This window comes from Paenibacillus sp. FSL H8-0280 (assembly GCF_045040665.1).
Lineage (GTDB): Bacteria > Bacillota > Bacilli > Paenibacillales > Paenibacillaceae > Paenibacillus > Paenibacillus xylanexedens_A.
In genome coordinates, this window is sequence record NZ_CP150296.1 from 4,984,872 (window position 1) to 4,999,288 (window position 14,417).

13 protein-coding genes are annotated in these 14,417 nt (G+C 45.0%); 5 read left to right on the forward strand and 8 right to left on the reverse strand.

Going from position 1 to position 14,417, the window contains the following annotated elements:
- Positions 1-325 precede the first annotated feature (325 nt).
- Positions 326-676, forward strand: coding sequence for a hypothetical protein (locus tag MHI12_RS21815; RefSeq protein ID WP_017687129.1), 351 nt, complete (start codon positions 326-328; stop codon positions 674-676).
- A 296-nt stretch (positions 677-972) separates the two neighbouring features.
- On the opposite strand, the gene MHI12_RS21820 is transcribed toward MHI12_RS21815, so the two are convergent.
- The 4 genes from MHI12_RS21820 to MHI12_RS21835 all read right to left on the reverse strand — a co-directional run bounded on the left by MHI12_RS21820 (position 973) and on the right by MHI12_RS21835 (position 4,910).
- Positions 973-1,245: a hypothetical protein gene (locus tag MHI12_RS21820; RefSeq protein ID WP_405170280.1), complete on the reverse strand. Its 273-nt coding sequence runs from the start codon at positions 1,243-1,245 to the stop codon at positions 973-975.
- A gap of 125 nt (positions 1,246-1,370) precedes the next feature.
- Positions 1,371-2,318, reverse strand: coding sequence for an alpha/beta hydrolase (locus tag MHI12_RS21825; protein ID WP_405170281.1), 948 nt, complete (start codon positions 2,316-2,318; stop codon positions 1,371-1,373).
- A gap of 400 nt (positions 2,319-2,718) precedes the next feature.
- Positions 2,719-3,957: an MFS transporter gene (locus MHI12_RS21830; RefSeq protein ID WP_405170282.1), complete on the reverse strand. Its 1,239-nt coding sequence runs from the start codon at positions 3,955-3,957 to the stop codon at positions 2,719-2,721.
- 26 nt (positions 3,958-3,983) lie between these two features.
- Positions 3,984-4,910 carry an ADP-ribosylglycohydrolase family protein gene (locus tag MHI12_RS21835; RefSeq protein ID WP_405170283.1) on the reverse strand — a complete coding sequence of 309 codons (927 nt, stop codon included), beginning with the start codon at positions 4,908-4,910 and terminating at the stop codon, positions 3,984-3,986.
- A 503-nt stretch (positions 4,911-5,413) separates the two neighbouring features.
- Here MHI12_RS21835 and MHI12_RS21840 point away from each other — a divergent pair.
- Both MHI12_RS21840 and MHI12_RS21845 read left to right on the forward strand, forming a co-directional pair.
- Entirely contained in the window at positions 5,414-6,082 is a 669-nt protein-coding gene (locus MHI12_RS21840) for an HAD family hydrolase (protein ID WP_405170284.1), read from the forward strand.
- A 47-nt stretch (positions 6,083-6,129) separates the two neighbouring features.
- The gene (locus tag MHI12_RS21845; protein ID WP_405170285.1) at positions 6,130-7,302 is read left to right on the forward strand and encodes a mannitol-1-phosphate 5-dehydrogenase; all 1,173 of its coding nucleotides are present in this window, start codon (positions 6,130-6,132) and stop codon (positions 7,300-7,302) included.
- A 244-nt stretch (positions 7,303-7,546) separates the two neighbouring features.
- On the opposite strand, the gene MHI12_RS21850 is transcribed toward MHI12_RS21845, so the two are convergent.
- From MHI12_RS21850 to MHI12_RS21860, 3 genes are all read right to left on the reverse strand, one after another.
- Complete coding sequence (locus MHI12_RS21850) at positions 7,547-8,437, reverse strand: hypothetical protein (protein ID WP_405170286.1); 891 nt, start codon at positions 8,435-8,437, stop codon at positions 7,547-7,549.
- Positions 8,438-8,579: 142 nt separating this feature from the next.
- On the reverse strand, positions 8,580-9,233 hold the full coding sequence (locus tag MHI12_RS21855; protein WP_405170287.1) for a YkyA family protein: 654 nt from the start codon (positions 9,231-9,233) through the stop codon (positions 8,580-8,582).
- 37 nt (positions 9,234-9,270) lie between these two features.
- Positions 9,271-10,173 (reverse strand): polysaccharide deacetylase family protein, encoded by a 903-nt coding sequence (locus tag MHI12_RS21860; protein ID WP_235193735.1) that lies wholly within the window; start codon positions 10,171-10,173, stop codon positions 9,271-9,273.
- Positions 10,174-10,401: 228 nt separating this feature from the next.
- Here MHI12_RS21860 and MHI12_RS21865 point away from each other — a divergent pair, with 228 nt between their 5' ends.
- Entirely contained in the window at positions 10,402-11,346 is a 945-nt protein-coding gene (locus tag MHI12_RS21865) for a DMT family transporter (protein ID WP_076318813.1), read from the forward strand.
- A 64-nt stretch (positions 11,347-11,410) separates the two neighbouring features.
- Positions 11,411-12,265: a sulfurtransferase gene (locus tag MHI12_RS21870; protein ID WP_405170288.1), complete on the forward strand. Its 855-nt coding sequence runs from the start codon at positions 11,411-11,413 to the stop codon at positions 12,263-12,265.
- 210 nt (positions 12,266-12,475) lie between these two features.
- On the opposite strand, the gene MHI12_RS21875 is transcribed toward MHI12_RS21870, so the two are convergent.
- Positions 12,476-14,035: an acetamidase/formamidase family protein gene (locus MHI12_RS21875; RefSeq protein WP_405170289.1), complete on the reverse strand. Its 1,560-nt coding sequence runs from the start codon at positions 14,033-14,035 to the stop codon at positions 12,476-12,478.
- Positions 14,036-14,417: the final 382 nt, after the last annotated feature.

Here is a 14,417-nt window from a genome sequence, read left to right on the forward strand (position 1 = left end):
TATCTAATGGAGTCCCCATATGTACTTTCCCCACTGAGGTTCAAGTAAAGAAAACACCTCTTCGCTCACCATACATTCTGAAAAGTCACCATCTTCGTAGTTGTACTGTCCCAACTTAATTCCAAATCGCCCAAGTTCATCTCTATCCTCTACATCAGCGCATATCCAACCTTTTAATATTGTCATTCTCCTTTCTTAATGAATTATCAATTTTATTAAGATACGATAAAAGAAATTTATTCCATTAAAGATGTAAACATGCTAACATAATAAAGCACTACTTTTTGACTAGTAAAAAATAGTACATAAGACTCAGGAGGTTGTTATGGGAACCGTATCACAACAGAAAGCGAAAAAGGAAATCAAGAAAGTAGACAGACTTGGCAGAGCAGTAGTATCCTTTATATTTAGTTTTATTGGATTAGCCTCCCTAGCTTTATTCCATATGGCAATGGAAGCAAATAAAAGCTACAATACAAATGGAAACGGAATAATGATCACAATGGCATTGGTTTTATTAATTAACGCAACTAGTTTTTTTCTTGGCATGAGTGCTAGACGCTCAACATCGGGAAGAGGGTTGGCTATTGCGGCGATTACTATAAGCGCAATCCCACTGGCTCTTATGCTTCTATTAATAATAGCTACATTACTTGCGATGCTTTTAATGAACTAAGCCCTCACTGGGCTTATATTTATTTCATCAGCACTATTGTCAAGTGGCTAGATCCCAGTACACCATTATAAGTGGTGTTAGATTCCTTAAGTCACATCTGATTATACTTCTTTTGGGATTATACTTTTATCTACTCTTTTGGTTACATAAATAAGACTTGTTGTTTTCGTGAATAAATTTATTTTTCATCTCTATCCCCCTTCAATCTAAATGTCTATTTTCAAGAAAACTTAAAAAAAACGACACCCTAGGGCCATCTCACACTAAATAAATTTTCATAAGATCTTGCGAAGATTTCACAAACTCACAGAAACAATGGAGCCCACCCGCTGAAGCAGGAGAAATTCTTTTTCCACACTTTCGATAAAATACTTCTTTTCACCAAATAGGACAACATCATTCTGGGCTAATGAAACATCGCTTTTAAAATAGATCACATTGTCCGTTTCACGGAACGCACCTTTATAATAAAACATTATATCCATCTCCTTCATAAAACTACCTGTGTAATAAATTAAACCATTACTTATACTCTCATTAACCTCATCCCCAAAATTAAAAATACCCATATGCTCCTTTCAGATGACTTGATTCACAACAAAAACCCCAGCTCTGTACGAAACAGAACTGAGGCTACGGCATATCCAATATGAATCCCATTAAATATCTGAGAATCCCTAGGAATACCGGTTAATCACTTGAAGATTCGTTGTGAGAACTGATACAGGCCGCTGTTCCAGACAGATGGTTCGTGTCCACCTACATCCAGATAAAAGGTATGTGGAATGTTCATGCTGCTCAAGCCATTTTTGAAATTCTGGCTGACCCATAACAGACCATCACTCGATCCACAGGAGATCCAGAGCAATTTGAGTTGGCTAGCGACTTGTCCCGGGTTGGAAACCAGCTGCGATACAGATTGTGTATTCGGTGCAGCCGAGAAGGCCCCTACCCAAGCGAAGGTATTCAGATTTTTCAATCCGAAGTTAAGCGACTGCCCACCACCCATAGACAGTCCGGCTAGCGCACGACTATTCTTGTCTTTGTACACCGGATAGTTGGCCTCGATATGAGGAATCAGATCCTTGAGCAGATCTTGCTCAAACCGTTCAAACGCAGCCACTTTGTCCGGAGCAAAAATGTCACCGACTGGACGATCGTCCTTCATGGCACGGCCATTTGGCATAACAACGATCATCTGGGACAACTTACCTTCAGAATACAGGTTGTCCAGAATGTTCTTTGGTTTCATTGCATTAACCCACTCATGCTCATCTCCGCCGATGCCGTGCAGGAGATACAGGACGTTATACTTTTTATTCGGAGAATATCCTGGCGGTGTATACACGGTCGCTTTCCGTGTATTGCCCACCGTTGTGGAGTAATAGGATATCAGATTGGTGTTTCCGTGCGGAATATTGTTTCGATAGCCATCAAAACCCGGTGGTGCCGGCACCACCGGAGTATTAGCCAGCGCATTTTGCCCGGTATTATCCATGGTGCCGGTCGCTCCCTGATCTACAACCGCCTGAATGGGGGTTGGAGCCGCAGTTTCCTGCATATCGGCTGCAGACGCCATCGTTGGTACAAGAAGTGCTGCTGTGATGGAGAGACTCAAAATCTTGGACAGACGTTTTTTCATTAATATCAATCTCCTTTGGAATATGATTTTAAACCGTGTACGAACCTCATAACAGGTCTTTCAGATACACACAAACTCCCATTGAAAGCCCTTACATTTTAAAAAGAAGTTCCTCCTTTCCACGCATGAATACGGACCGCTATCCTTCACCTTTCCCAATACGAAAGCAACATCCGCGATCCATAATTTACAATCAATTCCAATTACATCTTTATTATATCACCTCACAAGGCCTGTACATCATCAAAAAACTTAAATAACTATATCTTATAGTTTGAAAAGTATACTTCTTCACACCACCAGATCGTCTATTCGCTCCCCAACTCCGGATCTCATCATGATATAAAAAAGCCTCAATTCTCCGTTTCAACGGAAGAATTGAGGCAAACCGATTTCATTTTCAACTTGCCTCTGCAACCTCAACAACCTCCGGCCCATGATGTTTACGCTTCATGAACAGACTGAAGAGCAGTCCTAGCAAACCTAATCCGGCAATAACTGCGGCATACAAAGGTACAGATATAAGTCCCGTATGCGTAATTGCATACCCACCCATATAGGCACCAGCGGCATTTCCCAGGTTAAATGCCGAATGACTTGAGGTTGTCGCAAGTAGCGGTGCTTCGCGGGTCATATTCATGATTCGAATCTGCAATCCTGGCATAATACCAAAAGCCGCTACACCCCAGAAGAATATGGTGATTACTGCGAGATAAGGATTCTCTAGTGTAATCGTAAGTGCAGCAAGAAGAACCGCCAGTATCCCGAAATTAACGATCAGGGAAGGCATCAGCTTCCAGTCTGCCAGACGGCCGCCAACCAAATTGCCCAAGGTTACACCGAAGCCAAACAACACCAGAATCCAGGTCACACTTTGCTCCGCAAAGCCGCTAATATCCACAAGCATCGGCGTAATATAGGTGAAGACTGTAAACAAACTTCCGCACCCCAACGCCCCAATAAGCAGAACCAGCAACACTTGTGGACGTACCAGATTTCGGAATTGCTGACCGAGGTTTGCAGGCGGTCCTTGCGCAATAACCGGAATAAAACGAATAATTCCCATTAATGAGATAATGCCCAGAATTGTAATGGCCCCGAAAGATGACCGCCATCCAAGCTGTTGCCCGATAAACGTACCAAACGGAACGCCAATAATGTTAGCAATCGTTAGCCCCGCGAGAACAACCGATACCGCTCCTGCCCTTCTCTCGGGCGCAACAAGCCGCGTCGCCATGATTGAACCTACACCAAGGAACGTACCATGAGCAAATGCCGTTAATATCCGGGCTGAGATTAACAACCCATAGGTGGGAGCAATAACGGACAATGCGTTCCCGATAATGAAAATGCACATCAGCAGTACCAGCAGTTTTTTCTGCGGAATCTTGTGTGTAAATACGGTCAAAATCGGCGCACCTACCGCTACACCAAGCGCATATCCCGTAATGAGTTGTCCTGCCTGCGGAATACTTACATTCAGGTCTGTTGCCACATTGGGCAGCAGGCCCATAATAATAAACTCGGTCATACCAATCGCAAAAGCTCCTATCGTCAGGCATAACAGGGATAATGGAAACACCCCTCGTTTACCTGACGGTGAAACCTGTGGTTGTAATGTGTGTCCAGTCGTGCTCATAGATGTTCTCTTCTCCTGTCTCTTAATCAACGATTTTCTGTCGCCTTCAACCACAAGGCATCTGTTAGTTGTTCGAACGTTCCACGCATGGCCAGCTTGTCCCGCCAGTGTGCCGGAATACCACTCAGTCCATAATAAGCACCTGCGATCTGTCCGTACACCGCTCCCGTAGTGTCCGCATCATCACCCAAATTAACAGCTAACAACGCGCCTTCCTCAAAACTTGAGGACTTATAGAACGCCCATAATGCTGCTTCAAGTGAACGAACCACATAACCACTGCCCTTAATTTCCGGCGGTTCTTTGCTCTGATAGGAACCCATAATAACCTCTTCAATAGCGGGCGAAAAAGCAGGTTCTTCCCTCCACTGTCTGCATGTCTCCGGCATCAGCATGACGTTTTTGTCCGCTCCGCGCAGACCGGCAACAATTATGGCGGCCAGCACTTCACATGCTTCCACGCTTTCCGTTGCAGCATGTGTTGTCCGGGAGCTCAGCCCGGCATAACGAACCGCCTCGTTTGGTTGATTAGCATAAGCCATTGCGACAGGTGCAAGCCTCATGATAGAGCCATTGCCCGCCGTCATCGGGTCAGTTGATCCGCTGTAGGCTTCTCCAGTTATCTCAAACCTCTCCAAGGCACTTCTTGTGGCCCCGCCGATATCAAAGCAATCGCCTGTGCTGCTCATATACCCGACCTTGTACCAATTGGTGTATCTTCGCATCTGATCCGCAGGATCAAAGTCTGCTTTACGTACCAAACTTTCTGCCAGACACAGAGCCATGGATGTATCATCTGTCCACTGCCCTGCCTCCAGCCCGAATACACCGCCACCCACGATATCCGTTACGGGTTCAAATGTGCCCGGGCTGCTGAATTCCACGGTAGTTCCGAGCGCATCACCCGCTGCAAGCCCGATGAAACAACCATTGAAACGGTCCTTTTGCAACATGCTTGTCTTCCTCCCTTACTCCATATACTTTCACAATCTTTCTTCCATTCTCCCACAGGGCCTGATCTGGCGTAAAGCTAATAAAATCCAATAAATTCAGCTCCATTTCTTCTATTATAAAAGTGTCGAAAGCTGTTGAACGGCCAGAATAGCAAATTTTCATAAAAAAAGTTTTATTTTTTTGAGCTGTAAAAACAGTTTATTCAGTACACCGCTTACATGCAAAAGGGTTAACGGTTTGCAACGTTCATCATTTTCTGAAAATAAATCATACATGTGAAAATTTTCAATGTAAACAATCATGACGCGCTTGACCCTTCGGTTTGTCCTATGTTACGGTTTTATTAGCTTCAAACGCATATTTTTTCCCAAATTAATATTCATTTTCGTTTTATTGCGTCAACTAATATCCCGCAGGTTAATGAATACAGGGAATGAATTTGCAGAAAATTTTCATTTTAATTTTATCCCCAAACTAATTCTGAAACAGGAGGAACAAATTTATGATTAAGGCACTGGTGTTTGATTTCGACGGAACGATTATTGATACAGAGACAGCATGGTATATTGCTTTTCGTGATGCCTACAAGGAACACGGCGTAGATTTAACCCTGGAGATGTATTCACAATGCATCGGTACCAGTCTGAAAACATTTAATCCGTATGAGTACCTCATCACAGATTTGAATCTTCCGATCGATCGGGAAGCGTTCAGGGAATCCGTTCAGTTGCAGCACGCTGCATTGATGAACAAAGAAAAGGTGCGTCCTGGTATTGAGGAATATCTTGAACAAGCACGTGAAGCCGGACTAAAACTGGCTGTAGCATCCAGCTCCAAACGGGAGTGGGTTGAACAACATCTGGAACAACTGAAACTGAAAGATTATTTTGAAGTCATTCGTACGGCAGATGATGTTGCAAATGTGAAGCCTGATCCAGAACTCTACAATCAAGCACTTGAAGCCCTTGGAGTAACTGCAGACGAAGCCGTAGCGATTGAGGATTCACCTAACGGCGCGCGTGCAGCTGCTGCGGCTGGTATGCACTGCGTAGTCATCTCGAATACCATCACAGGAACACTGGAATTCGATATGCCTCACCAACGGCTATCTTGCTTGACCGACCTTACATTTAATGATTTGATTTCGAAGCCACTCGTCACTACCGTCTAAGGTCTGCACGAATTTCGCGATTTAATCCTTAAAGGGGGAGTTCACACATGAAAGCTGTACATTTTGGTGCGGGCAATATAGGCCGCGGTTTTATCGGTCATATGTTGTCCGCTTCCGACTACGAAGTCTGCTTTGTCGCACGTAACCCGAAGAAAATCTCCATGCTTCAAGAGAGACAGGAATATCCGATTACACTTGCCAATAGAGATCAGGACACTACGATTGTCAACAACGTGACGGCTATCAATGTGAGTGAGCAGAATCTCGTTGCTGAAGAGATCGCTTCAGCCGATGTGATCACAACCGCGGTGGGTGTATCTGCACTCGGAGATATCGCCGAACCTATCGCCAAAGGCATTCAACTTCGCATGAAAAATAATAATCAGGCTCCACTGCATATTATCGCTTGCGAAAATGCCATCGGTGGTAGCACCAGGCTGAAGAAACGCATCTATCCATTTTTGGATGAACAAACTCGCAAAAAAGCCGAACGTTATGTTTCTTTCCCCAATGCAGCTGTGGACCGGATTGTTCCGGCTCAAAACCACAAAGACCCGCTGCAGGTCACTGTTGAACCTTTTTACGAATGGGTCGTTCATCGTCCAGCACTTCTGGATGGATTTAAGAAAATAGATGGCGTCCATTATGTGGATTCGCTTGAACCTTATATTGAGCGTAAAATGTTTACGGTCAATACAGGCCACTGTGTCGCCGCTTACTTCGGCTATCTCGAAGGATTCAAGACGATCCGCCAGGTGATGAGTAACTCTACCCTGCGGGCCAAAGTGCGCCATGTTATGGAAGAGACCGGTCAGATGCTCATCCAGAAGCACGGATTCAACGCTCAGAAGCATAACAAATATATCGACACCATACTGGAACGCTTCGCCAATCCCAACCTGACGGATCAGGTCACCCGGGTTGGACGTTCCCCCCTTCGCAAGCTTTCGCCTCATGATCGGCTTGTTCGCCCAGCGATGCAGGCCAGTGAATTCGGAATTGAAATTCCTCATTTAACTTCTGCTATGGCGGCCGCAATGCTGTTTAATGACAAACGCGACGAGGAAGCCATGAAGCTACAACACATGATTCGCGAAGATGGCGTCTCCGCCTTCATCCGTGAACGCATGGGAATTCCCGACGAACATCCCGTTCATCAGAATGTAATCGCCTGTTATCAAGAACTCAGAGGGCGCAAGGAATCGACTATAATAACCTGAGTAACGGATCAGGACACGGGTTCGATCCTGCAAACTGAATAGAAGCACGGCCAAGAAGCCGGGAGGAACCTATGCAGCTGCATCGCTCCTTCCGGCTATTTGTCTATGCACGGCACGGTACATCTATCTATATTGTAGTAACGCTAATGAAACAGCGCATCTCCTCTCTCAAGGAAACACGCTGTTTAGGGAATCTTTTTAATTTACTACATCGTTCGGCTTAGCCGAGTAGCTCATCCCTTTTCTACTCATTCATAATGGAATTGAGGGATGCATATGCCATGGGCATAAAACCTTCCGAAGGTTCACCAATAGGTGCTTGGATGTGGAAAATGAAACCATTGCCGTCCAGTTCTTTCACGATAAAATACTCTGTTTTCTTATCATTCTGGGACATCATGTATAATCTTGCATCCTTCATCGGGCCGTTGCTGAGTTGTTCAGCCGTTAACTGCTTCACTTCTCCGGTCTCGGACAACTCTTCCTTGGCATCCATCTTCAGTGCATCCAGATTGTAATTCGCCGGCAGCTTCTCAATCTCTACCTCATAATCCGGATCAATCTTCATTGTTAATTCATGGTCTTCCGCGTCAAAAGCCATCGGTTCAAACACATAAAGTGAATAACCTTTCGCTTGTGCCAATGTCACTGGACGTTTCTCGGTCATTCCTTCTACCGTCACTTCCAACTCTGATGTCTTCGGACGATCGGACGTTACTGTACCACCTGCATTGGAACCGTTATTGTCATCACTCGATTCAATCTTTGCAATCTCTGTAAGTACCAACTGTTTCGTTGTTGCATCAATGGTTTTCTCTACATATTTGAAACGAACGGAATCTTCATCATCGATATCATCCAGAGACTTCTGCAGATCTTCGCTCACCTGGAATGACATCGGCTTCTCATTCACTCGAATCTCAACGGTATGCGGATCAGCCCATCCAGTCAGAATACCTTCTGCTTCTATTGCAGCACTTTCATTTGGTTGTTGCTCCGGTGCTGGTGACTGTTCTTCCGTATTATTCACTGTTGGCTGTGCAGCAGGATTACTGTTCCCACAAGCCACAAGCGAGAATCCCATAAGTAAAACCAGGAGTGATGCACTAACTTTCATTGTATTTCCTTTTCGCATATGAACACCTCCGTTAGCTTATACGCAATGATGCTTGTCCATGTTGCTTCTTATCCATTGGCTTGGCTGTATACTAGTACTTACACGGGAGACAGGCAGCTCAATCATGCAAAATGTCTGAACGATTATTGTAGTCCTCTGCTCAGCTGGCCTGATCCATCTGTACCAGTTTGGCATTGGCTCCGTTAAATGCTTTGGTCTGGAGGTTAAATTGCTTTCGGAATTCAGCAAGCTTCGCATATTCGCTATTCCGTACCCGAATGGCTCGTTTAATCTTAACCAGATTAGGTTCTGCACGTTCTCTCATCAGATCATACAACTGCTCATCGGCACTCAGACTCAACTGATACGAAGCAACAAAATTTTCCAATGCACGTGCTCTTGCTTCATATTGATCCAGCACCTTTTCAGCCTGTGCCAACGTTTCTTCTTTTTCAAATGATAGTTCTTTCAATGAACTGCGCAGGGCCACTGTCTTCTCGTTGGTCTGTTTCATGGCCTCTTCCGCCTGTTTCAACAACGTTCTTCGTTCATGAATATGACCTGCTGCCTGATCCAGCAGTGCTTCGAGATCACTGTTTTTGTTCTTGCCTTTGTCTAAAATAGACTTGTATAACTTCATATCTTCCTGCTCATGACTGGTCAACGTCTTCAAACTCTGATCGATCTCCTGACCGCTGAGCACCAATTGGTTTATCTGATTTGCCGCAGGCTCCTGCGGATCTCCACAACCACTCACCAGCAGAATTAGCAATACACTGACCGCCGCAAGCGCCACTTTTTTACTCGTTAGCACCAAAGTCCTTCCTCTCTTGCATCATCTTGTTGTTATATTACAAGCGGGTATCTCCGCTAAAATTGGCTACCCAGTGTGCATCCGGATCGTATACTTCGAACTCGTAACCCCGATCTTCGAGTAACTTCAGAATGCGTGGTAAAGCCTGAACCGTCTGCTCCCGCTCATGCATCAGAATCACTTCCTTATCCCGATGTACACTTTTGCTCACCCGGGCCACAATCTTGTCCGGCTGACCGGGAAGATTCCAATCGAGTGAATCTGTCGTCCAGTCCCACATCTTGAATCCGGCCGCTGCAATGTCACCTCTGAACTTTTCACCGATCTGTGGACTGCTGCCATAAGGTGCACGAATCAGATGAGGCGTAAAACCAATCAGATCTTGCACCATCTTCTGCTCTTTCTTGAACTCTTTCACAAAGTTCGCAGAGCTGCCACTCTTATACAGCTTTTTATAGTTATGCGTCATGCTGTGAAGCCCAGGATAACTGCCTTCCTTCAACAGCCGTTTCACTGCTTCCGGATGCTGATTCAACTGACGTCCGATCATAAAAAAGGTAGCTTTCGCCTCATGCTGCTTCAATATATCCAGCAGTTGTTCTGTATATTCAGTTGGCCCATCATCAAACGTTATGTAAGCCAATTTGCGAACCTGGCCCTGGAACCGTGCCGGCTCCTCCTTCGCATCAGGAGTAACTTGTATCATGCCAAGCTTGGCCGGCTGTTCGATTACAGTAATCGGAGGCGGCGCCACAACGCTTTTGATCCAATGCGTCATGCCAAAGAATACATATGTAATACCGGTAACGAACAGTACCAGGAGCATTAGAGCTATGATTACCCTTCCATACCGGATTTTTCTTCGTTTATGTGTTTTCGTGCGACTTGTGCTAGGCGGAATACTGCCACGTTCTCCCGCTCTCTCTTGTTGAACTCTCACTGTCATGCCACTTCCTTACTTTCATTTTTTCCCGATTATTGGTATATTATCTCGTTTCATGTCTCTATATAGAAGATTAATAGAAAAATGGATCGGGAGAATGACAGAATAGTTACAAGCCCGGTTACAATCTACTTATCTCTTCGTTCTCTTTATCTTTCCTGCGGTTGTCTTCTCCTGTATAATGAAGTGATTTACGCTATCAGACTTCAAGAAGGAGCTACACCCATGACAAGCTTGAACCGTGCCGGCAGATCCATCTATCTGTTATTCTTTGTCGGCATTATCGCCATTTCTTTTTCTTCGATCTTTGTACGCTGGTCTACCGCAGATGTTGCGGTCATTGCCATGTACCGTCTATTTTTGACCAATCTGCTAATGCTCCCGTTTGTCTGGAAATACAGACATGAGATGATGCGTCTGAGCTTACGGCAGTGGGGCTTGCTGCTTGCATCCGGTGTGATGCTGGCCCTTCATTTTCTGCTCTGGATGGGTTCGCTGCGGCTCACCAGTGTTGCCAGTTCCACAGTTATTCTCGCGCTGGAGCCTATACTGATTCTTGCCGGTTCGGTATGGCTGTTCAAAGCCAAAATTAACCGCATGATGATCATCGGCATGGGCATCGCCCTGCTTGGATCAATCGTCATTGGCGCAGGAGATTTCCAGTTGGCAGGTACTGCTCTGCAAGGTGATGTCCTGTCTTTGCTTGGCACAATCGCAGTCGCCGTTCATATGTTACTGGGTCAATTTTTGCGTGCGGGACTTAGTGCATTTTCGTATAACTTCTGGGTGTTCTTCGTAGCCGCTTGCACGCTGGCGGTATATAATCTGATCATGGGCCACCCGTTCGGAGGTTACGCTGCGTCAGAGTGGGGAATCTTCCTGCTGCTCGCCATTGTGCCAACGATCTTTGGACATTATCTCTTCAACTGGCTGCTTCAATATATGAATGCCACGACGGTATCCATGGGCGTACTGGGGGAACCCGTATTTTCTTCATTGCTGGCCTGGATGCTGCTCGGCGAATCCCTCAGTGCATTACAGATGTCTGCCGGGGTTGTCATTATATTCGGGGTATGGATCTTCATTCGATATGGCAAAACCAAACCTCAACCCATTCCCGCCGATGCTCCTATCGCTGGCAAAGGGCCTGTTGAACCTACCACGGTATAACGTATTTTTTCGTAATTCATAGTTATAAACGACTCTACCACTCTCATAAGGCGGTGTATTTTTGATGAAAAATATTGTATCCATGTGTTGGCTGCTCGCCAGAATGTATGAACCAGATGTGGTCATTGCAGATTGCCGATTCTTGCTCGGTCAGCCAGAGGCTGGAAGACAAGCCTATGAAGCTGGACATATTCCAGGCGCTGTCTATCTCGATTTGGAAAAAGATCTATCCTCTCCTGTCTCTGCGCACGGAGGACGTCACCCGCTTCCTGATCCGGCTGAACTGGCTAATCGCCTTGCCAAAGCAGGGATTGGCTCCAATGCACGCATTATTGCCTACGATGACCAAGGCGGTATGAATGCTTCACGGTTATGGTGGCTGCTTCGCTACATCGGTCATGAACAGGTGTATATCATGGACGAAGGTTTCTCCGCTTGGAAAAACGCCAAGTTCCCGGTGACTCAGGATGTGCCCGTGCAGATCCCGTCTTCCTTTGAGGTGAACCTACAGTCGCAGATGCTGGCAAGTGTGCAAGATGTGCAACAAGCCTCGGTAACTGGCAGCGCTGTGTTGATCGACTCCCGCGATGCCCGCCGTTATGCGGGTCTGGAGGAACCCATTGATGCCAAAGCCGGACATATACCGGGTGCGTTGAACTACTTTTGGAAAGACGTGTTGGATTGGGATGGACGTTGGACAGATAATGGGGTGTTAGAAGAACGTTTTAGTAAGCTGGACAAGGATGGTGCGATTATCGTGTATTGCGGCTCCGGCGTCTCCGCTTGCCCCAACGTGATTGCGCTGGAAGAAGCGGGATATACGAATGTGAAATTGTATTCCGGAAGCTGGAGCGACTGGATTAGTTATGAAGAAAATCCGGTGGCTATAGGCGACGCGGAATCGCACAAAGACGTATAACAGTGTATAGATGTTGAATACATCGCTAGGTGGCTTATCTGCCCCGGCGATGTATTTTTCTATTTTTGGTCAACATCGAGTCAACAATACAACCCTTTAAGTATTTAAAAGCACACAGAAGTAGACATCAAGTGGCAGCTTTTTTTGATTCATGATAACGAAAAAAACCGTGATGGACATCTGTCCACCACGGTTGAATAATGAAATCCATTATTGCTTTTTACTCAACGATACATTAGCTGTTAACGTCTTGTCGATCGTCGTCCAGTTGACATAAGCACCTAGTATTTCATTAATAACAGAAACCGGAACTACGGTTTCGCCATTTAAAAGCTTTGGTACGTTACTATTGAATACTAGTTTATCGTTAATTGAATACACATCTGAACCAATTTGAGCACTTATATTTTTTGTGCCTAATTTGATTTGCGTTGTACGCATCTTATGATCCCATACTACTTTACCGCCCAATAGCTCGGAAATGGTTCGAATCGGTACGTAGAACTCATCGTTATGAACAACCGGTTTGATTAACGTACCACCTACATTCATGGCAACGTCAACATATTCAAGGAAATCGGTCTTTCGAATGAGTCCATGAACGCCTTTTGTTCGGTCCACGACCTGAGATACTTCGTAATCCGTTGCGGCCGACAGGTACGCATAAGCTACACTTCTATCCATATCAAGCTTATCGGATAAGAATTGAATCGATTCACGTACGGATTCTTTCATTGCTTCATCCAAATCAGGGTCCAATCCAATTGGAATCCAATAATCCTCTGTTTCAGCAAAGGGTTGCGTGAATTCTCCACTATGCGGTAGTGATGGATCACCTTTCTTTAACACCGTTAACCGAACTGTCCCCCTTAAGGAAGCTTCCAATGCAGTTAACGCTACTTCTCCATCTCCTTGAGCAAAGTGCGGATCTCCAGTATAGAATAGCCCGCCTTTAACTTGAATCGGATAATAAATAGTTGCACCAACACCCAGCTCATTAATATCCATATTCCCTCCTGTTTCAATAGGCGGGATCGAACTCACAACTTCGCTGGTATTTGGTGCAACCCCCATAACACCTAGAAACGGGTTAATTGGGAAACGTACATTTTTGCCAGCTTTTGTTGGTAATACTCCATACCAATTGCCGTTGATTTCTTCAATAGGCGTAAATATAGATACATTATTATATAATTCCGGTTTTGTTGCGCTAGCTCCCTCTTGTGGGCCTGTATTTTCTGGAAATTCGTTAGGAAGGGCACCTTTACCATGGCGGTTAGAAATGACACCATATGGAACTCGAGTTTGCAACGAAAGCACTTCTACTTTAAGAACATCTCCTGGCTGCGCTCCCTCAACCGCTACTGGCCCAGTGATAATATGAGGTCCGTCTTTTACATAATCATGCTTAATCGTAGAAGCCGCAATCACCTTCGCATCATCCAACACCCCATCGGGTGAGATACCGAATTTGCCGAAGTACTCCACTGGATTTCTCCCTTGATCCTCGATCAGTCCCTCATGCGATACCGTATCAAATGTTATAGCACTTCCTGAGGGTACAGTAAGAATTGGGGAGCTATCTCGATTAGGCAGGGATCCCCATCGAATGTTCTCAATCGCAGACGTTACATAATAATCACCTTCTACCTTATCAAGGGTTGTTGGTTGCAGTGGCATACTATAGCTCACTGAAGGTAGAGCAAATGTAAACATACCTATAATCCCTACTGAAACCCCAAACTTCCTAATCGTTCGGTTAATAAACATTGCGCTCCCCCTCTATACTATGTATGTAATATTACCTAACATAGATATACACTAACATATAAATACATTTACAACAATATATTTTTGTTAACAAACATGACACTATAGAGATGAATATCAAGAATAAACTTATAAACACAAATAATACGTCAACATACTTGTCATACGAAAGACATGTAAAACTAAAATACTTCTAGTAACTTGAGGATTCTCCTTCAGAGATTTGCACAAACGAAATTAAGTTACATGGAAATTATGTATGTCTTTCATGTTTCTGAACCCGCCGCAGGAATACTACTGCACTCCGGTTCAGGCTTAATCACCTGTCCGCACGTGATTGCACTGGAAGAAAGCGGATTCTAGAATGTGAAGTTTATTCCGG